The sequence below is a fragment of the Nocardioides zhouii genome (assembly GCF_004137345.1).
Classification (GTDB): domain Bacteria; phylum Actinomycetota; class Actinomycetes; order Propionibacteriales; family Nocardioidaceae; genus Nocardioides; species Nocardioides zhouii.
The window spans coordinates 110,771-131,083 of sequence record NZ_SDWV01000010.1 but is presented as its reverse complement, the minus strand read 5'-3'; the positions used below and the strand labels follow the sequence as shown (position 1 = coordinate 131,083).

General features: G+C 71.2%; 15 protein-coding genes. 6 read left to right on the top strand and 9 right to left on the bottom strand.

Translation table 11 applies throughout. The annotated features are described in order from the left end of the window. Window positions 1-51: 51 nt before the first annotated feature. The gene (locus EUA94_RS11715) at window positions 52-1,899 is read left to right on the top strand and encodes an ABC transporter ATP-binding protein (RefSeq protein ID WP_129427059.1); all 1,848 of its coding nucleotides are present in this window, start codon (window positions 52-54) and stop codon (window positions 1,897-1,899) included. Window position 1,900: 1 nt separating this feature from the next. Here EUA94_RS11715 and EUA94_RS11710 read toward each other — a convergent pair whose 3' ends face one another. After that, entirely contained in the window at window positions 1,901-3,178 is a 1,278-nt protein-coding gene (locus EUA94_RS11710) for an aspartate aminotransferase type Ic (protein WP_129427058.1), read from the bottom strand. A gap of 80 nt (window positions 3,179-3,258) precedes the next feature. Beyond that, the gene (locus tag EUA94_RS11705; protein ID WP_129427057.1) at window positions 3,259-4,209 is read right to left on the bottom strand and encodes a GlxA family transcriptional regulator; all 951 of its coding nucleotides are present in this window, start codon (window positions 4,207-4,209) and stop codon (window positions 3,259-3,261) included. 93 nt (window positions 4,210-4,302) lie between these two features. On the opposite strand from EUA94_RS11705, the gene EUA94_RS22150 reads away from it, so the two are divergent. After that, window positions 4,303-4,461, top strand: a complete 159-nt coding sequence (locus tag EUA94_RS22150) for a hypothetical protein (RefSeq protein ID WP_165356870.1) — start codon at window positions 4,303-4,305, stop codon at window positions 4,459-4,461. An 84-nt stretch (window positions 4,462-4,545) separates the two neighbouring features. Here EUA94_RS22150 and EUA94_RS11700 read toward each other — a convergent pair whose 3' ends face one another. The 3 genes from EUA94_RS11700 to EUA94_RS11690 form a co-directional block, all read right to left on the bottom strand. After that, window positions 4,546-5,388 (bottom strand): patatin-like phospholipase family protein, encoded by an 843-nt coding sequence (locus EUA94_RS11700; RefSeq protein ID WP_129427056.1) that lies wholly within the window; start codon window positions 5,386-5,388, stop codon window positions 4,546-4,548. 110 nt (window positions 5,389-5,498) lie between these two features. Further along, window positions 5,499-6,989: a 30S ribosomal protein S1 gene (gene rpsA / locus EUA94_RS11695; protein ID WP_129427055.1), complete on the bottom strand. Its 1,491-nt coding sequence runs from the start codon at window positions 6,987-6,989 to the stop codon at window positions 5,499-5,501. Window positions 6,990-7,185: 196 nt separating this feature from the next. Further along, entirely contained in the window at window positions 7,186-8,076 is an 891-nt protein-coding gene (locus EUA94_RS11690; protein ID WP_129427054.1) for a phosphotransferase family protein, read from the bottom strand. A 303-nt stretch (window positions 8,077-8,379) separates the two neighbouring features. Between EUA94_RS11690 and EUA94_RS11685 the strand changes: the two genes are divergently transcribed. Together EUA94_RS11685 and EUA94_RS11680 are read left to right on the top strand one after the other, a co-directional pair. Next, window positions 8,380-10,287 carry an Ig-like domain-containing protein gene (locus EUA94_RS11685; RefSeq protein ID WP_129427053.1) on the top strand — a complete coding sequence of 636 codons (1,908 nt, stop codon included), beginning with the start codon at window positions 8,380-8,382 and terminating at the stop codon, window positions 10,285-10,287. A gap of 93 nt (window positions 10,288-10,380) precedes the next feature. After that, window positions 10,381-11,202, top strand: a complete 822-nt coding sequence (locus tag EUA94_RS11680; RefSeq protein ID WP_242494816.1) for a class I SAM-dependent methyltransferase — start codon at window positions 10,381-10,383, stop codon at window positions 11,200-11,202. On the opposite strand, the gene EUA94_RS11675 is transcribed toward EUA94_RS11680, so the two are convergent. From EUA94_RS11675 to pgfA, 4 genes are read right to left on the bottom strand one after another with little or no spacing between them, the layout of a single operon-like run. After that, a complete protein-coding gene (locus EUA94_RS11675; protein ID WP_129427051.1) occupies window positions 11,137-13,371 on the bottom strand; it encodes a transglutaminase TgpA family protein in 2,235 nt (744 codons plus the stop codon). The two genes, EUA94_RS11680 and EUA94_RS11675, sit on opposite strands and share 66 nt — an antisense overlap. Continuing rightward, window positions 13,371-14,570 (bottom strand): DUF58 domain-containing protein, encoded by a 1,200-nt coding sequence (locus EUA94_RS11670; RefSeq protein WP_129427050.1) that lies wholly within the window; start codon window positions 14,568-14,570, stop codon window positions 13,371-13,373. The genes EUA94_RS11675 and EUA94_RS11670 overlap by 1 nt, the downstream gene beginning before the upstream one ends. Then, complete coding sequence (locus tag EUA94_RS11665) at window positions 14,567-15,535, bottom strand: AAA family ATPase (protein WP_129427049.1); 969 nt, start codon at window positions 15,533-15,535, stop codon at window positions 14,567-14,569. Before EUA94_RS11665 ends, EUA94_RS11670 begins: the two co-directional genes overlap by 4 nt. An 18-nt stretch (window positions 15,536-15,553) precedes the next feature. Then, complete coding sequence (gene pgfA / locus EUA94_RS11660; protein ID WP_165356869.1) at window positions 15,554-16,453, bottom strand: cell envelope lipid trafficking protein PgfA; 900 nt, start codon at window positions 16,451-16,453, stop codon at window positions 15,554-15,556. 103 nt (window positions 16,454-16,556) lie between these two features. On the opposite strand from pgfA, the gene EUA94_RS11655 reads away from it, so the two are divergent. Then, the gene (locus tag EUA94_RS11655) at window positions 16,557-18,368 is read left to right on the top strand and encodes a hypothetical protein (protein WP_129427047.1); all 1,812 of its coding nucleotides are present in this window, start codon (window positions 16,557-16,559) and stop codon (window positions 18,366-18,368) included. 52 nt (window positions 18,369-18,420) lie between these two features. Further along, complete coding sequence (locus EUA94_RS22145) at window positions 18,421-20,295, top strand: hypothetical protein (protein ID WP_165356868.1); 1,875 nt, start codon at window positions 18,421-18,423, stop codon at window positions 20,293-20,295. Window positions 20,296-20,313 lie beyond the last annotated feature (18 nt).

Genomic DNA, 20,313 nt, shown 5'->3' with positions numbered 1-20,313 from the left:
AGTGAGGTTACCTCACCTACTGACGTCCCACCACAGAGAGGAGCTGGTCGCATGGCTGACCACTCCGGATCAACCCTCGACTCCCCCGGCCGCCGCGGCTCGCGCGGCACCCGACCCGACCCGGCCGACGTGCGCCAGCTGTCGGACTCCCCCGTGTCCCTACGCCGCATCGCTCGCCTCTTCGCGCCCCACCGCGCGCCCCTGACCGTCGTCGTCGCGCTCATCGTGCTGAGCTCGGCTGTCGGCCTGGCCCAGCCGTTCCTCGTGCGCCACGTCATCGACGAGGCGCTCCCGCGCCAGGACGCACGCCTCCTCCTGCTGCTGGTCGCCGCGATGCTCGGCGTCGCCGTCGCCACCGCCGTGATCGGCGTGGTGCAGACTTGGCTGTCGACCGCCGTCGGCCAGAAGGTGATGCACCGGCTGCGCAGCGACCTCTTCGCGCACCTGCAGCGCCAGTCACTCGGCTTCTTCACCCGAACGCGCGGTGGCGAGGTGCAGTCCCGGCTCGTCAACGACATCGGCAGCATGCAGGGCGTCGTGACCCAGACCGCGACCTCGATCGCCGCCAACGTCACCGTCGTCGTCGGCACCGCCGTGGCCATGGTCGCCCTCAGCTGGCGCCTCGCGCTGCTGTCCCTCGTCGTGCTGCCACCGGCCGTCCTCCTCACCCGACAGGTCGCCCGGATGCGGCACCGCGTCACCGCCGAACGCCAGCAGCGCCTCGCCGACCTGCACGTGCAGATCGAGGAGGGCCTCTCGGTGAGCGGCGTGATGCTCACCAAGACCCTCGGCGCTTCCCCGCGCCTCACCGCCAGGTTCGAGGACACCTCCGCCGACCTCGTCGGGCTGGAGATCCGCTCCCGGCTCGCCGGGCGCTGGCGGATGGCCACCATGAACATCGTCTTCGCGGCCGTCCCCGCCACCATCTACCTCACCGCGGGCTTCCCGGCCACGTCGGGCGGGATGACGATCGGCACCCTTGTCGCGTTCATCGCCCTGCAGGGCAACCTGTTCCGACCGCTCATGGGGCTGCTCAACGTCGGCGTCGACCTCACCGCGTCGCTGGCCCTGTTCAGCCGCATCTTCGACTACGCCGACCTCCCCGTCGAGATCGATGACCCCGTCGAGCCGACCCGGCTCGACCGCGCCACCGTCCGCGGCGAGGTCCGCCTCGACCGCGTCGGCTTCGCGTACGACCCGGACCGCCCGGTCCTCACCGACATCGACCTCCACGTCCCGGCCGGCGGCACGCTCGCACTGGTCGGCGAGACCGGCAGCGGCAAGTCCACGCTCGCCTCGCTCCTGCCGCGGCTCAACGACGTGTCGAGCGGGAGGGTCAGCATCGACGGCGTGGACGTACGCGACCTCGCGCTCACCGACCTCGCCGACCTCGTCGGCGTCGTCACCCAGGAGACCTACCTGATGCACGCGAGCGTGCGCGACAACCTGCGCCACGCCCGTCCCGACGCCACCGACGCCGAGATCGAGCAGGCCTGCCGCGAGGCCCGCATCCACGACCTCATCAGCACCCTGCCCGACGGCTACGACACTGTCGTCGGCTCCCGCGGCCACCGGTTCTCCGGTGGCGAGCAGCAGCGGCTCGCGATCGCTCGCACGCTGCTGCGCGACCCCGCGGTGCTGGTGCTCGACGAGGCGACGAGCGCACTGGACAACGAGACCGAGCGAGCCGTCCTCGCCACCTTCGACGCGATGGCGCGCACCCGTACGACGATCACCATCGCGCACCGGCTCTCGACGGTCCGCAACGCCGACCAGATCGCGGTGCTCCACCGCGGTCGTGTCGTCGAGCTCGGCACCCACGAGGAGCTGCTGCTCCTCGGTGGCAGGTACGCCGACCTGGTCCGCGGCGGTCTCGGCGCGGAGCGCGTGGCGGCGTGACTCAGGCAGACGCCTGCTCGGCTGCCGCGAGCAGCACGCAGGTGGCCACGGCCTCCATCGCCGCGGTGACCTCGGCGAGCGGCGGCATGGTCGGCGCGAGCCGGATGTTGGTGTCGTCCGGGTCCTGCTTGTAGGGGTACGACGACCCCGCCGGGGTCAGCGCGATGCCGGCCTCCTTGGCGAGGGCGACCACGCGCGACGCGGTGCCGGGGACGACGTCGAGGTTGACGAAGTAGCCACCCGACGGCGTGTTCCAGGTGGCGACACCACGACCGTCCAGCCGCTCGGTGAGCACGCGGTCCACCTCGGCGAACTTCGGCGCGATGATCTCGCGGTGCTTGGCCATGTGGTCGCGTACGCCCTGCGGGCTCCCGAAGAACTCGACGTGGCGCAGGTGGTTGACCTTGTCGGGGCCGATCGAGCCGTTGCCGAGGTGCCCCAGGTACCACGCGATGTTGGCCGTCGAGGCCGCCAGGAACGCGACGCCCGCACCCGCGTACGTGATCTTCGACGTCGACGCGAACATGATCGGCCGGTGCGGGTGGTCCGCCGCGGAGGCGAGGGTGAGGATGTCGGCGCTCTTGGCCTCGTCCTCGGTCAGGTGGTGCAGCGCGTAGGCGTTGTCCCAGAAGATTTTGAAGTCGGGCGCGGCCGTCGGCATCGCCGCGAGCCGGGCGGCGACGTCCTGGCTGACGATGGAGCCCGACGGGTTGGCGTACGTCGGCACGATCCAGATGCCCTTGATGGTCGGGTCGTCGGCAACCAGCGCGGCGACGGCGTCGACGTCGGGTCCGTCATCGTGCATGGGGACGGTCACCATCTCGATGCCGAGGCTCTCGAGGAGGGTGAAGTGGCGGTCGTATCCCGGCACGGGGCACACGAAGCGGACCTTCTCCTCCTTGCCCCACGGCCGCTCGGAGTCCACGCCGCCGAAGAGCATCAGGTAGAAGAGGCAGTCGCGCATGATGGTGAGGCTCGAACTTCCACCGGCCACCACCTGGTCGGGCTCCACCCACAGCAGGTCGGCGAACATCTCCCGCAGCTCGCGCAGGCCCTCGAGGCCGCCGTAGTTGCGGACGTCGACGCCGTACGCGTCCTTCGTCGTCGTCGGGAGGCGGAGCAGGTCGTCTGCCAGGTCGAGCTGCTGCGCCGAGGGCTTGCCCCGCGTGAGGTCGAGCTTCAGGCCACGAGTCTTGAGCTCCTCGTACGCCGCCCGCTGCTCCTCGAGCAGGGTGGCGAGGTCGTCGGCGGACAGGTCGGCCAGCGCAGTCGCGTTCACGCGGACAAGGCTACCGAGGCTCGGCCGGGCCTCCGGAGGTCGTACCCACGGAGCGGGACGGCCAGCGGCGCTCGGAAGGGTCAGGCGGGCATCCGGAACGTACGCCGGTACTCCTGCGGGCTGACGCCGCGGGAGCGGCCGAAGTGGTGGCGCAGGGTCGCGCCGTTGCCGAAGCCGACCTCACCGGCGACCCAGTCGATCGAGTGGTCGGTCTGCTCGAGCAGCTCCTCAGCGGCTCGTACGCGCTCCCCCAGGATCCAGCTGTAGGGCGTGGTGCCGGTCTCCTCCTTGAAGCGGCGGGCGAAGGTGCGCGCGGACATGTGCATGTGCCGCGCGAGGGTCTCGACGTCGAGGTCGTCGCCCAGGTTCTCGCTGATCCACGCCAGCAGCGGGGCCAGCGCCTCCGACTCGCAGACCGGCACGGGACGCGCGACGTACTGCGCCTGGCCGCCGTCGCGGTGCGGCGGTACGACCATCCGGCGCGCGGTAGTGGCCGCGACCTTCGCGCCGAAGTGCTGGCGCATGACGTGAAGGGCCGCGTCGAGCCCGGCGGCGGAGCCGGCGCCGGTGACCATCGAGCCGTCCTGGACGTACAGCACGTTGCCATCGATGGACGCTTCGGGGTACAGGGCGGCGAGCTCGTCGACGTGGCGCCAGTGCGTGGTGGCCCGACGGCCGTCGAGCAGGCCCGCCTCACCGAGCATGAACGCTGCCGTGCAGTGGGCGAACACCAGCGCGCCCCGGGCGTGGACGGCCTGCACCAGCTCCACGACCTCGGGTGACGGGTCGCGGTAGCCGCGCTTGGGGATGAGGCAGACCAGGTCGGCGTCGGCGGCGTCGGCCAGCGAGTGGTCGACGTGGAGGTCGTAGCCGGTCGCGCCGGCGACCCGGCCGGGGCGAGGCGTGGTGACGACGAAGTCGAAGACCGGGTTGTCGTCGTCGGGGTGGTAGGGCTCACCCCACACCTCGCACATCGAGCCGAGCCCGAACGGCTCCGCTCCGTCCTGCACGACGACCGCCACCTTCTTCATGGGATCAGCGTGCACCACCAGTGGCAGTAAATCAACTACTACTGTCATTCCTGCCACTGGTGGCAGGAACCAGATGGGCGGAGACTTACTGCCATGACCACCATCCTCGCACTCATCGTCCTCACCGCCCTCGCCACGCTGCTCGTCAGCTACGCCCGCCACGACCGCTTCGCCGGCCCCTCGTCCACGACGCACCCGTTCGACGAGCTCGGCCTCGTCGAGGAGCGTCGCCACCTCGTCCCCCGCACCTGATCGACGCGACAGTGGAGCCCGGCGACGCTAGGTTCGTCCCCCGGCTCCACTGTCGCGCGAGCGGACGCACGGCGACCGCCGCCGCTACGCCTCCCAGACCCCGCGTACCTGGTCGGCCAGGTCGCGGGACTGGCGCAGTCCCGTCTCGGCAGCGACGCGGCGCTTGGCCGGGTCGAGCAGGTTGCGACCGAACGCCGCAAGCGCTTCGGCGTCCGGTGTGATCACCGACCACGCCCGCGGCGACACCCGCTCCATCTGTGACCGGATGGACGCCTTCCTGCTGACCGATCGCGGCAGCGGGGCGAGCACCACGACCCGCTCGGCGCCCTTCGCCACGTCGACGTTGGCGGTGGAGCGCATCCCGCCGTCCATGTAGGTGCGACCCGCGATCTCGACCGGTGGCCAGACCGTGGGCACCGCGCAGCTCGCGGCCACGGCCGACACCAGATCCACCCCGGAGTCGCGCGTGAAGACGGTGAACTCGCCGCTCTCGGTGTCCACGGCGGTGATCCGGAGGTCCCGGTCCGGCCAGTCGTGCACCGGCAGCCGGGAGCGGATCACGCCCTCGCGGTCGATGCTGCCCGGTGCGTGCGCGGCCCGCGCGACCCGACCGACCCGGGCGAGCTTGTCGCGCCCGCTGCCGGGCAGGACGTACGGCGGCACCAGCTTGAGCGCGGCGATGCGTGACAGCCGACCGCCCAGCTCGGCGTCGGGCGGCTCGAGCTGCGAGGCGTAGAGGTCGGCGAGCGAGAGCCCGCTGCCCAGCTGCGCGCCCACCACCGATCCCGCCGACGTACCGACGACCGTGTCGGCCTCGGTGAGGTCGATGCCGACCTCCGCGAGCCCGTGCAGGATCCCGAGCTCCCAGGCGATGCCGGTGATGCCGCCGCCGCCGAGGACGAGGGCGGACGTGCCGCGATCAGTCATGCGCCAGTTCTAGCGGACGCGCCCTGGCCCGGAGGGTCCGGATGTACGACGACGGCCCGCCGGGAATCCCGGCGGGCCGTCGTGGTGGTGCTGTTCAGGTGCTCAGGCGATCAGGCCTGGCCACCGGTGAGCTTCTCGCGCAGCGCCTGCAGCGCCTCGTCGGAGGCGAGCGAACCGCCGGTGTCGCCACCGGTCTCGTCGCCTTCCGTGGCAACGTCGCCACCCGAGGAGTACGAGGTGGCCTCGCTGGCCTCGGCCTCGGCGACCTTGGCGTCGGCCTGCTGCTTGACGTGCTGCTCCCAGCGGGTGTGCGCCTTGGCGTACTGGTCCTCCCAGACCGCGCGCTGGTCGTCGAAGCCCTCGAGCCACTCGCCCGTCTCGGGGTCGAAGCCCTCGGGGTAGACGTAGTTGCCCTGCTCGTCGTACGTGGCCGTCATGCCGTAGAGCGTGGGGTCGAACTCCTCCACGTCAGCGGCAGCAGCGGTCTCGTTGGCCTGCTTGAGCGACAGCGAGATCCGGCGACGCTCGAGGTCGATGTCGATGATCTTGACCATGACGTCGTCGTTGACCTGGACGACCTGCTCGGGGATCTCGACGTGACGCTCGGCGAGCTCGGAGATGTGCACCAGGCCCTCGATGCCCTCCTCGACACGGACGAACGAACCGAAGGGCACCAGCTTGGTGACCTTGCCCGGCACGATCTGGCCGATCTGGTGGGTGCGGGCGAAGTGCTGCCACGGGTCCTCCTGCGTCGCCTTCAGCGACAGGGAGACACGCTCGCGGTCCATGTCCACGTCGAGGACCTCGACGGTGACCTCGTCGCCGACGGCGACGACCTCGGACGGGTGGTCGATGTGCTTCCAGGACAGCTCCGAGACGTGGACGAGACCGTCGACGCCGCCGAGGTCCACGAACGCACCGAAGTTGACGATCGAGGAGACGACACCCTTGCGGATCTGACCCTTCTGGAGCTGGGTCAGGAAGCCGTGGCGCACCTCGGACTGGGTCTGCTCGAGCCAGGCGCGGCGCGACAGGACCACGTTGTTGCGGTTCTTGTCGAGCTCGATGATCTTCGCCTCGAGGACCTGGCCGACGTAGGGCTGCAGGTCGCGGACGCGACGCATCTCCACGAGGGAGGCCGGCAGGAAGCCGCGGAGGCCGATGTCGAGGATGAGGCCGCCCTTGACGACCTCGATGACGGTGCCCTCGACGACGCCGTCCTCCTCCTTGACCTGCTCGATGGTGCCCCAGGCGCGCTCGTACTGGGCGCGCTTCTTGGACAGGATCAGACGACCTTCCTTGTCCTCCTTCTGGAGAACGAGGGCCTCGACCTTGTCGCCCACGGAAACGACCTCGTTGGGGTCGACGTCGTGCTTGATGGACAGCTCGCGCGAGGGGATGACGCCCTCGGTCTTGTAGCCGATGTCGAGGAGAACCTCGTCGCGGTCCACCTTGACGATGGTGCCCTCGACGATGTCGCCGTCGTTGAAGTACTTGATGGTCGCGTCAATTGCCGCGAGGAAGTCCTCTTCGGACCCGATGTCGTTGATCGCCACCTGGGGGGCGTCGTAGTCCGGAAGAGCGGAGAGCAGGGCTGTCATATGGGAAGTGATTCCTTGGATGGGTGGAGTCGTACGGACGCACGCAGCGGCCTGTTTCACTGGCCTCCGTCAGGGACGGCGGCACGGCGAGCCTCGCTTCGCTCGGTATGGAAGCCGGGCAGACGACTGGCGCAGCTCCCAAGACTACGCGTGGACCACGCTCGACGTCCAACCGGGGAGCACGCTCAGGCCACGCTCACCAGTGGGCCGGCCATGCGTGCAGGTCTCCCTCGGCGGCGACGGTCCGGAGCAGCACGTCGGCGTGGTCGACGACCGGGTTCGCCCCCGCCCGCGTGGCCAGGTCGACGAGCGCCCAGAGGTCCGCCGCGCGGGCTCCCTCGAGGAGCGTCTCGACCGACCCGCCACGCAGGTCCGTCCAGGCGCGGAGCACCGCTTCGACGTACGCCGGGTGCCGCTCGAAGCGGACCAGGTTGCCCACGTCCGTCCACGGGTGGCCGGCGTGGGCGAACTCCCAGTCGAGGATCGCCGTGAGCTGCAGCGTGCCGGGGTCGACGAGCACGTTCTTGGGGTTGAGGTCGCTGTGCACCAGGCAGGCCCGGCCGACCGTGTCGAGCAGGTCCTGCGCCCCCTCGGCGACGGCGACCAGCGCTGCACGCTCCTCCGGGGCCCAGTGCGCGAGGCGCTCCTCGACCCACTCCGGCAGCCCGTCGACGGGGAAGGCGCCGAGGCGCAGATCGGCGTCGACGAACAGGCCCGGACGCAGCATCGCCATCCCCGCGAGGATGGCCGCCGCGGCTCCCATCGCGGCGCCCAGGCGGGCGAGACCGGCGTCGTCGAGGCCGTCGACCACCCGGTCGGCCGGCTTCCCCGGCATCCACGACGTGACGAGGATCCCCGGCTGTCCGGACTCGACCTCCCCGCGTCGTACCTCCAGGACCTCCGGCACGGGCAGCAGGCCGCGTACGAGGTGCAGCACGGCCTCGTCGACCTGCGGGGCGTCGGCCCCGCGCGCGTCACCGGGAGGGTAGATCCGCAGGACCGTGCGCTCCCCCGCGACCTCGCTCAGGAACGTACGGCCGGAATGGCCGCCGGCGAGCGGGGTCAGCGCGCCATCGGGTCCGATCATGGGCCGCATGGTGGCATGCGTGCGCCTCACGATCGGACCGCGGAGCCAGAACTCATCCCTTTGGGTAAAGTCTGTGTTACCTCTTCGTGGTTCTGTCGTTGACTCTGTTAGATCACCAGTAGCCACACCGTAGATCGTCTGAGGATCTATGGGCGGCCAACACCAATGGGGGTACGACAGATGGGTTCCAAGGAACAGCACCGGTTGAGCAACCGGTTCACCCGGGGGGCGGCAGTCGCCGTGGCCCTCGCGTTGCCAGGAACGTTCCTGGCCACAACACAGACCTCAGCGTCGGCGGCACCCGTGCCGACCAGCGCCACCGGCTCCACGTCCGCCGGCCTGCTCGGCGTCGACGTCCTCGCGGGGACGCTCCCGGGGATCGGCAGCTTCAGCGCGGCCTCGGTCGACGTCGCACCCGTGTCGGGCACGCTGCAGGCCGGCTCGCCCCGCGTCGGCGCACGGGCGGCCAACATCGGCGGCGTCCTGCTCAACCAGACCCTGCCGCCGCTCCTCTCGGAGGCGGCGCAGACGGCCCCGCCCACGAACGCGTCCCCGACCGTGGTCCAGAGCGGCGCCATCCCGGCCGCTCCACTGCTCACTGCAGGCATCTCCACCTCCACGGCGCACGCCCAGTTCAACGACGGCAGCTGCCTGGCCCCGTCGACGCCTGCGAGCTCGTCCTCCGTGTCCACGCTGGACGCGACCGTCCTCGACGTTCCCGTCACCGGTCCCCTCGTCAAGGCACCCGGCACGGTCCAGACGCAGCAGGAGGTCCGCCTCGCCTCGACCGGCGGCGCGAACGACGCCCGCGAGGTCGTCTCGAGTGCCTCCAGCAACCTCGCTGCCCTGAACCTCTTCGGCTCGGTGACCGTCGGCGTCAGCAGCGCGCCCACCCTCACCGCCAAGGCGTCCGGAAAGCCCGGCGGTGCGACGGTCGACTACACCCAGCCCGTCGTGACGATCACCGCTCCCAGCGCCCCCGGGTCGCCGTACGTCCTGGACGCGGCCAACGAGGTCGCGACCTTCGCGCTCCCCGAGAACCCGCTTCTGACGGTCGAGCTCTCGCTCGGAGCCGTGACCAAGGCGGTCGCCGCCGACGGCACCAGCGCGTCGGCGCAGGCTGCCCTGCTGCACCTCAAGCTCGCCACCAGCGCCGTCGGCCCGATCCAGGGTGTCACGATCGCGAACGTCGACGTCGTGCCCCTGTCGGTCGCCGCAGGCGCGCCGGCCGGCGGCATCACGTGCGGCGACGGCGGTCCCACGCCGGGCTCGCTCAACGCTCCCGACATCACCTCGCCCGCCACGGGCGCCACGGTGACCGACTCCACGCCGACGATCTCCGGCACCGGCTCCCCCGGCGCCACGGTGACCGTCCGCGAGGGCGGCACCGTCGTCTGCACCGCCACCGTCCGCCAGGACGGCACCTGGAGCTGCGACCCCGGTACACCGCTGGCCGCAGGTCCGCACACCGTGACCGCCACGCAGTCGCAGAACGGCCAGACGAGTGCCGCTGACACGACGACGTTCACCGTCGTGGTCGACCCGAGCGACCCGGACGGCGACGGCCTGCCGACCGGCCAGGAGGGTCCGATCGGCACCAACCCGAACGACCCCGACTCCGACGACGACGGGCTGTCCGACGGCGCCGAGGTCAACGTCCACGGCACCGACCCGCTGAACCCGGACACCGACGGTGACGGCCTGCTCGACGGCGCCGAGGTCAACACCCACGGCACCGACCCGCTGGACGCCGACACCGACAACGACGGCCTCACCGACGGCCAGGAGGTCAAGGGCGTCAAGATCCGCGAGCGCTTCGAGATCTGCGGCAAGAAGGTCAAGAACTCCATCACCGTGACCACCAACCCGCTCGTCAAGGACACCGACAAGGACGGCCTGGGCGACGGCAAGGAGGTCAAGGGCTACAAGATCAAGCAGAAGGTGAAGACCCGCAAGGGCTCCTTCGTGATCGGCAAGACCCGCTCGAACCCGAAGAAGGCGGACACCGACCGCGACGGCCTGAAGGACAAGGCTGAAGTGACCGGCAAGGCCAACAAGAAGTACAACAAGGCCAAGACCGACCCGACCAAGTGCGACACCGACAAGGGTGGTGTCCGCGACGGTGCGGAGGTCCGCGCCAAGGCCAACCCGGCCGACTGGCGCTCGGGCCCGCGTGACCCGGGTGTGCGCAACGGTCGCTTCCTGGGCTGAACCTCACGCCCCTGATGGGCCGGCGCACCGGGCAGCATGAGCTGCGCGGTGCGCCGGTCCTGCCGTTCCCGGAGCACCACTAGGCTCCGGTGCGTGGAGGACCACCTGCCGCAGTCCGTCCGTGTCGAGCGGCGCCCCGTCTCGGAGCGGGAGTCACGGCGCGCCAACGGACCCGACTGGGACCGGTACGCCGACGAGTACCAGGCCACGCACGGAGCCTTCCTCGGCGATGCGGGCTTCGTCTGGGGCCCCGAGGGCCACCGCGAGGACGAACTCGCGATCCTCGGCGACGTGTCCGGGCTCGACGTGCTCGAGGTGGGCAGCGGCGCCGGCCAGTGCTCGCGGTGGGTACGCACCCACGGCGGGCGCGGCATCGGGCTCGACCTCTCCCACCGCCAGCTCCAGCACTCGGTGCGCCTCGACGAGGAGACCGGCGTGTCCGTCCCGTCGGTGCGCGGCACCGCGACCGACCTGCCGTTCCGTACGGCGAGCTTCGACGTCGTCTTCTGCTCCTTCGGGGCACTCCAGTTCGTGCGCGACATCGACCACGCGCTCGCCGAGGTGGCCCGGGTGCTGCGCCCCGCAGGACGCTTCGCGTTCTCGATCACCCACCCGACCCGGTGGATGTTCCCCGACGACCCCGGCGAGGCCGGCCTGACCGCCACGCAGTCCTACTGGGACCGCACCCCCTACGTCGAGGTCGACGACGCGACCGGCGTCGTCGCCTACGTCGAGCACCACCGCACGCTCGGCGACTGGGTGCGCCTGTTGGCCGGTCACGGCTTCGTGCTCACCGACCTCGTCGAACCCGAGTGGCCCGAGCACCACGACCGGGTGTGGGGCGGCTGGTCACGCGCGCGCGGGCTGCTGACTCCCGGCACGGCGATCTTCGTGGCTCACCTGCGCGACGCCTGAGCCGTGACGCGCGCGGGCCCATCCCGCGAGCAGGGAGGCGGGGCTGAACGGCGCCCACCACCGGTGCCGCCGGTCCGCGTCCTGCAGGAGCGCGCGGCGCAGGTCCAGGCAGTCGTCCCAGAACGCAGGGCCATCGCTCGCGTCGGCGCTCGGCCCCGGCGCGAACACCGCCGCGTCGGCACGACGGGCCAGGTCGACGCCGGCGGCGAGGGCGGACGCCTGGGCCACCCGGCTCCAGCCGTCCGGGACGGGCGTCCCGCGATCACGCGCCGCGTCGAGGACCTCCTGCCAGGCGTTGACGTAGATCCCTGACCACGACGGCGTACGACGTCGACGCCAGCGGCGCACCCGCTTGAGCAGCGGCACCAGCAGGAACGCCACCAGCACCAGGCCGGCGACCCAGGCCACCGCGACGAGCGCCGTCCGCAACGGGCTCTGCTGCACCGTCGGCGATCCGTCCGGGTTGGTCGATCCGTCCGGCGGACGGATCTCGCGGTCCTTGCCCCGGGTCGCACGCGCGAGCTGGTCGGCGACGAAGTCACCGGGCTCGGGCAGCGCGGCCGGCTCGCCCTCCGCCGCGATGCGCGACCCGACGTAGCGCGACGGGTCGAGGGGTCGCCAGGTGCCATCGGCGAACTGCAGTTCGACCCAGGTCGTCACGGATCCGTAGTCGACCAGTCCGCGCGGCCCGGGCTCCGCCCCCGTGACGACACGGGCTGCCACGCCGAGGCGGGACGACGCCAACGCCATCAGGGCGCTGTACTGGAACTGCGTCGCCACCATCCCCCGCGCACCCAGCATCCGTCGCCCCAGGACCTCCGGCGACTGGTCGAAGCCGTCGGCGAGCCGGACCGTGCCGTTCGAGCGCAGGTACCGGGCCAGCAGCAGGACACGTTCGAGCGGCAGCAGCTCGTCCCGGTCGAACGGCTCGAGGTAGGGGTCGAGGAACGCGCCGCTCGGCTGGCGCTGCTCGTCGGTGGGCTCCCGGGTGCGGTCGCGCCTGCTGAACGTCTCCTGCCCCGTGACCGACTCGAAGGAGTACTCGTCCTCGACGTCGACTCCCCCGATGACCAGCGCGCTCGACGTGGCCTGGTTGTAGCGGACGGCGGACACCTCCGTCCGCCCCGGGTTGAACTTGAGGTCGATCCGCGTGAGCTCGCCCAGCATCGGCAGCCAGTCGCTGTCGTAGCCGGGCAGGATCCTCACCTCGACGACCGTGGTCCCTCCGGTGTGCAGCGGACGTACGTCCTCACCGATCCGCTTGTAGGTGCCGTAGCCGCCCGACCCGGGTGACTCCTCCGCCGGCACCCACCCGCTCCCGTCGTACAGGTCGAGCGCCGCGAAGCGGAGGCGTGCTCCGTCCGGGACGCCGGTGGCACGGAGGAGTCGGACGTCCTCGCGGGTCTCGCCGTCGGTGACGCGAGGCATCCCCGCGCCGAGGGTCGGGAGTGGTTCGGTCCGCCCCCGCAGCAGCACGCGGTCGGACTGGTTTCCGTCGGGCACGAGGACGCCCACCACACCGGACATCAGCGCCACCGTCACGACAGCGGTGAGCACCGGTCCCGCCGCACCACGAGCCGGGCCGGTGCTCGTCTCCCGGCGCCGGTCGCGGACGACCATCCAGGCGATGACGAGGAGACCGACCACCACTCCGCGCTGCACCAGCAGGGTCGGCTCGAGCACGCCGAGCGGGATCGTGGCGGCGAGGGCGAGCACCAACGGCATCGCGGGCGCGAGCGGCCGCGACGTCGTGAAGGCGAGCCACGCCGCGGGCATCGTGGCGAGGAAGCCGATCAGGAACGGGACCAGCAGCACGGTGCCGGACGGCTCGACCGGCGGCACGGTGCTCACGAGCGTGACGGGAGCATCGACCGTCGACGCCAGCAGGCGAGTCATGGTCCTGACGGTGGGCAGGCCGTACGGCCCGGGTTCGTGCAACGCGGCGAGCGAGCCCAGGGGCGCGAAGATCAGGAGGCAGCCCAACGTGTATACCCAGCCACCCTCGTGGAGCCGGCTGGCCCACAGCGCCATCAGCACCAGGAGCACGACGGGCGTCATGCCCGCGACGAGGTAGGAGCGGTCGGCGAAGGTGTCGTCGAAGATCGACAGGATGATCCCCATCAGCACGACGACGGCCAGCGCGTCGACCGACGCCTGTCGCGCGCGCATCACCGCACCCCCCGTTCGAGCAGCTGCTGGAGGCTCGGCAGGTCCGGGACCTGGATCTCCCGCATGGCACGGTGGTCCACCACCCGCGCCTGACCCGCGCTGTCCGCGCGGACGACGAGGCGCTCCGCGCCGGCACCGAACTGGACCGCGGCCTCGTCGAGCTGCGCGACCTCGCGCGCCGCGCCGGTGACCTGGACGACGAGTCCCGTGCCCCCGACGGCCCCGGCCGCAGAGGCCGCGTACGTCGTGTGGTGGTCGTCGGCCTCGGTCGCGAAGCGGCAGGCGATGTCGGTCATCGCGACGGGCTCGCGGCTGCGGACGAGGTGCGGTCCGCACCGGAAGTAGGTGTCGAGGTCGTCCCGCACGGCCCGCAGCGCGATGGAGGCGGCCACCGAGACCGCCAGCTCGAAGTCCCGTGCGCGCGGGTACGACGACCGGGCGGGGTCGAGCAGGATCGTCACGTGACCCCGTCGGGTCTCGTTGAACTGACGGACCAGCAGCTCGCCGGCCTTGGCCGACGACCTCCAGTGGACGTGGCGCAGGTCGTCACCCGGGACGTACTCGCGCAGGGCGTGGAAGGCCAGGTCGCTCATGGAGAGCTGCTGGCTGGGTGCCCCGTCGAGGTCGTTGGAGACGCCGCCCGCGAACACGGGCAGGTCCGTCACCTGCGGGGTCACCATCAGCTCGACGGCCCGACCGGTCTCGAACCGCCGGGAGATCGCCCCCACCGGGTCGGTCTTCTCGTAGGTCACCGGCCCCACCAGGTGCACTCCCCGCGGCAGGTCGGGGAGGAGCAGCTCGGGCGTGTGGTGACGGGCGTACGGGCCGAGCGAGGGCAGCCGCACCTGCACCGACAGCCGACCGACCGGCAGGAGGAGCTTGGGGAACAGCATGGGTGCCGCGCCGGCCTGGACGTCGAGGCGTGCCCGGGGCGACCGGCTGCCCTGGGCGATCCGCTGCTGCTGCAGCGTCACCTGCGCCGTCGGGGCACCGGGCAGGAGCTGCCAGAGGAGGCCGAGCACCAGCAGGCCGACGGCCACGCCGGCGAGCTGGGTGAACTCCTGCCAGTGGAGCCTCGAAGCCAGTACGGCTGACGCCACGGCCGTCACGACCAGCCCGCGCCCGAGCGGGGTCAGCAGCCGCGCGGGTGCCAGCAGCGTCCGCACGGCGGACGACATCCGGCGGCGCGGGTCGCTCACGCGCGGTCGCGGGGGGCCGGCACGTCGGCCAGGAGCGTGTCGATGACGTCGTCGGCCGTCGTCCCTCCGTACGCCGCGCCCGACGCCATCAGCAGCCGGTGCCCGAGGACGGGGTGCGCCAGCGTGGACACGTCCTCCGGCACGACGTGACCGCGTCCCTCGGACAACGCCCAGGCCTTCGCGGCACGGATCCAGGCCAAGCAGCCGCGGGTGGACGCTCCGATCCTCACGTCGGGGACGTCGCGCGACGCCTCGGCGAGACGGCGTACGTAGGTGATGACCGCGGGATCGACGTGGACCGCATCGGCGATCCGCCCCATCTGCTCGATGTCCGCTGCCTTCACGACCGGCACGAGCCCGGCGGCGCGGTCGCGCACCCGGGACTCCGCGAGCAGCGCCTCGGTCGACGCGGCGTCGGGATGACCCAGGCTGGTGCGCATGAGGAACCGGTCCAGCTGCGCCTCGGGGAGCTGGTAGGTGCCGGCCTGCTCGATCGGGTTCTGCGTGGCGATCACCATGAACGGCCTGCCGACCCCGTGCGTGTGCCCGTCGACGGTGACGTGCCCCTCCTCCATGACCTCCAGGAGGGCGGACTGCGTCTTCGGCGACGCACGGTTGATCTCGTCGGCCAGCACGAGGCTGTGGAAGATGGGGCCTCGGTGGAAGGTGAACTCACCACTCCCCTGGTCGTAGACCGTGACGCCGGTGACGTCGGAGGGAAGGAGGTCGGGGGTGAACTGGATGCGGGCGAAGCTGCAGTCCACGCTCCTGGCCACGGCCCGGGCGAGCATCGTCTTGCCGGTGCCCGGCAGGTCCTCCAGCAGCAGGTGGCCACCCGAGACCAGGCACGTCAGCGCCAGCCGGACGACGTGCCGCTTGCCCAGCACGGCCGTCTCGACGTTGTCCGCGATCCGGGCCAACGTGTCGGCGTACCACCGGACGTCGTCGGCGTGGACGGTCGTCATGTCAGACATGCGGTGCGGTCACTCCGCGGTCGCGGGCTCCCGCTGACGACGCGACGCGAGCATCAGGAACAGGCCGGCCAGGAGTGCGATCGCACCACCGATGAAGCCCACGAGCGGCAGCGTGGTGGTCAGCATGCCCAGCAGGCGACCGTTGTCCTTGGCGTCCGCTGCGTTGGCAGCGACCTGGTCGTCGGTGAAGGCGAGCTCCATGTCGAGGAGGGTCGAGCCGTCCTCGAGCGCGCGGACCTCGTGCTGGGTCTGCTTGATGATCGCGCCCGTCGTCGGGTCGATCCAGAGGTACTTGTCCTGGGAGTAGATGCCGTCGATGTCGCTGATCACGACTGCCGGGACTTCCTCGATCAGCACGTGGTAGCGATAGGTCTCGAGGCCGTCGATGGTCTCGGTGCCGTCGTAGGCGGCGTCGACTGCCTCGCCGAGCAGGCCGTCCCAGTAGGAGTAGTCCTCCTTCTTGGCGTCGAAGGGCCACTTGTTGATGAGCCCGGACTTCTCGCCGGCGCTCGGCGGGACGTACTGCTCGTCGTTGACGGCCTCGGCAGTGTGGCGGTCGGTGGCGAACACGTCGCTGCTCGCGCTCACGAGACGGTCGTCGGAGTCGTCGACGCACTGGGGGACGTCGCCCTCGTCGATCACGAGGCAGGACGTGTTCACGAACACGACGACGTCGTCGTCGGACAGCTCGGCATCGGCCTGCGTCACGCTCGCGGCCTTGACCTGCAGCGACTCCACCTCGCCCGTCGCCGGGTTGAGCTTGTCGGCGGTGCCGGACAGGCTGGTCACCGAGTCCGTGTCGAGGGGCGTCTTCTTGACGGCGTCGGCGCCCCAGACCACCACCGTGAGGGCAGCGACCAGGAGGAACGAACCCAGACCGAGCAAGAGCCCAGCGATCACCTTACGCACGAGCAGTCCTCCCAAGGATCAATGAAGTCGCCGCAGGCTACCAGCAAGTAGGTGCGGCGGATAGCGAACGCGCAGGAGAGATGCGTTGACTAGCATCGCGGCCGTGACATTCCTCAGCGCCGCGTTCGCCACGCCGTACCGACGCGGAGTCTGGATGATCGCGGCCGTCACCCTGGTGTGGCGTGGCTGGACGGTGGCGCGCTGGTCGTGGCAGGACGACGACTGGGTCTACGTGTCGAACGCGGCGACGATGTCGCTGCCCGACTACATGCTGCAGATGTACCACGGGCACTTCATGCCCGGCGAGTTCCTCGTGATGTGGATCGTGACCCGGCTGGCCCCCCTCGACTACGGCGTACCGATCCTGCTCACCGCCGTGGCGTCGGGAGCGGTCGTCCTCCTGTGGGGTCGCGCGCTGGCCCGTGTCGCGGGCGAGCTGCGGTGGGTGCTCGTCCCGCTCGCGCTGCTCTCGCTGTCGCCTTTGTTCCTCCGGCCGACGCTGTGGTGGGCCTCGGCGCTCCAGGTGGTGCCCCTCCAGGCGTGCCTGGCGTGGGGCGTGCTGGTGGCGGCGGGGATGGCGCGCGCGCCGTCGCGTCGCGCGACCGTCCACCTCGTCTGTGTCCTCGTCGTCGCCCTCTTCTTCTGGGAGAAGGCAGTCCTCCTCGTCGCGCCGTTCGCGATGGTCCTGGTGTGCGCCGGCGGAGGACGGATCGTCGAGCGCGTACGCCGGCACCTGGTCACGCTCGCCGCACTCGGCGCGGTCGCCCTCGCGTACGTCGCCCTCTACCTCTTCCTGGGTCGTGGGAGCACCGACCAGGACGAGCTGGGCGTCAACCTCAGCAGTCCCCCGTCCGTGAGGGAGGCGCTGGACTTCGTGTGGAGCGGCCTGGGCAACCTCCTCGCGCCCGCCACTCTCGGCGGACCCTGGGGGTCGATGCCGGGCGGGTCGCAGCCGTTCTCCGAGGCGGCGCCCGTCGTCCAAGTGGTGACGTCACTGGTGCTGGCTCTGTCCGTGCTGGTGCTCGTGGTCACGCGACGTCAGTCGTGGGCGCCGTTCACGGTCGCCGCCGCGTACGTCCTCGTCTCGTGGGCACTCGTGCTGTTCAGCTCGCGCTTCGTCAACCTCGGCAGCCTGGCCGTCAACGACGAGCGCTACACGGTCGATGCGTTCTCGGTGGTGGTGCTTGCGTTCGTGCTGGCCCTCACCCGCCCGAGGCGTGACCGCATCGGGCTCCCGGAACGCCTTCCGGTGTCGGGACGGGCCGTGCTGGTCGGGCTCGCGGGTGTCTCGCTCGTGTCGCTCGCCGTGGGCAACGTGCTCGCCGTCCATCGCATCGGCACCCACCCCGGGCGCCTCTGGACCGAGAACCTGCGCAGCGAGATCCTCCGCGTCCCCGATGAGTCCCCCGTGGTCCTGTGGGACGGCTACGCACCACAGACCGTCCTCCAGACGGGCTTCTGGAACGAGTGGGCCCTGCTGTCGCGGATGCTGCGCCCGCTGGACGACCGGGTCGCCTTCCGGGAACCGGCCGACCAGATCTACCAGCCCGACGAGGACGGCATGCTGCAGCCCATCGGCATCAGCCGGCTGAGCACGTCGACCGCGGGGTCGGACGACGGGTGCGGCTACTACGTCGAGCCCGGGCGACCGGCGTCGGTGCCCATGTCGGCGGCGCTCTTCCACTGGGGCTGGGGTCTCGAGCTGACCGCGTACTCGGACACGGGCGGCACTCTCCTCGTCGAGCTGGGCTCGACCGACGTCGAGCTCACCCTGCCGTCGGGCATGCAGACGCGCGCCGTCCAGTTCGACGGCGAGGTCGCCGACACCGTCCTGATGAGCATGCCGGACGACGCCGAGGGCTCAGTCTGCGTCACCGACGTGCACGTCGGTGAACCCGAACCGCGTGCCGGGTGATGCTCTGGCGCTGGACGCCGACCCGGCTCGAACCGCCGGATAAGGTGCCCGCGTGACGGCGAGCAGCAGGGGGACCCACGCTTCCGCGCCGCTCAGGTGGCTGACCCATCCGGTGGTGCTGGTCGGCGTGGCACTGGTCGCCGTTCAGGTCGCCGTCCGCGCCTGGGCGAGCGCCGGGAGCTGGTTCATCGGCGACGACTTCAACCTGATGGCGCGCCTCTACGACGTCCCCCTCACGTTCACCGAGCTCTTCACGCCGCACGACAGCCAGCTGATGCCGGGCGGGATCCTCAGCGCGTGGGTGATGACCAACTCCGGACCCCAGGACTGGACGGCCGCCGCGGGGATCCTCGTCGCGGCCCAGGCGCTGGCGTCCGCGGCCTGCCTGCTCATGCTGGTGACGGTGTTCGGCCGGCGGTGGGCGATCATCCCGCTGCTGCTCGTCTACCTCGCGTCGCCGCTCACCCTGACGGCGTACATGTGGTGGGCCGCTGCCATCAACCAGGTCCCCCTGCACGCGGCCTTCTTCCTCGCCATCTCGTGTGCCGTGCGGTACGTCCGCACCCGACGCCTGCTGTGGCTCTGCCTCACCCTGGCGAGCGTCCTGCTGGGCATGACCTTCTACGTCAAGGCCGCGCTGATCCTCCCCGTCGTGGCCGCCGTCGCGTTCCTGTTCTTCGCCCCGCGCGCCGAGGACTCCACGCCCCCGACCACCGCGCTCTCGGCGAGGATCCGCGAGAGCGCCACGCGCACGCTGCGTGCGTACGCTCCCCTCTGGGTCGCACTCGTGACCCTCGGCGCTGCGTACACCGCGCTCTACGTCACCACCGTCGAGAGCCCGCTCGAGGGCTACGACCTCGAGTGGGGCGCGCTCGCCGACAACTTCTTCAGGCTCAGCCTCGGACCGGCGCTCGTCGGTGGGCCCTGGCAGTGGTGGAACCCCATCGCGCCCGCCGGGCTGGTGGACCCGCCCTCGTGGGCCGTGACAGCGACCTGGAGCCTCTTCGCGCTGACGGCGTACTGGCTGCACCAGCGCGGTGGCGCGCGCTGGCGGGCCCTGCTCATCCTCGCCGGCTACCTGGTGGCCATCTTCGCGCTGCTGGGCGTGGGCCGGGCCTCGGTCGTCGGCCCGGTGGCGGCCCTCGAGCTGCGCTACCTCGCCGACGCCACGCCGGTCATCGTGCTGACGCTCGGTCTGCTGCTGCTCGACGCCCGTCGCCCGGTGGACTCGCCCCGGACCCTGGCCGTCCCGCACGACGACCGTGGCAGGCGAATGCTCGTCGGGCGTCTCACGGTCTGTCTGGTCCTGCTGGCCGGAGCCGGCCTGAGCACCACCCGCTACGTCGCGCTGTGGCACGACGACTACGTGGCGAAGGTATACACGCGCAACGTCGCGGAGGCCGCGGGCCTGCGCGACCTGCACGTCGTGGACGTGTGGGTCCCGGAAGATGTGGTCAGCCCCCTGAGGTTCCCCGACAACTACGTGTCCCGGGTCTTCCGTCCGCTGCCTGCCGTGCACGCGTCCACCTCGGGCAACGACCTGCAGATCATCGACGACCGGGGAGTCCCCCGGCGTGCCGAGGTTGTCCCGGGAGTCGTGTCCCTCCCGGGACCGATCGAGGGGTGCGGCTACGCGGTGAAGGGCGGGGCAGGGGCCATCGCGCTCGAGACCACCGATGACGCCGATCCGCTCGAGGCGGGCTGGTGGATCGCGATCGACTACCTGGCGAGCGAGGACGGCGTGGTCACCGGGACGTTCGGCGACATGGAGGTCGAGGTCCCGGTCATCGAGGGCCTGCACCAGTACATCGCGCGGGGCGAGGGACCGATCGACGAGGTCGTCCTCGACACCGGGGACTCCGCCCTAGGCTTGTGCGTCGACAAGGTGGCAGTGGGAAAGGTGCAGGCGTGGGACGAGACGAGCTAGTCCGGACGGCCCCGAGCG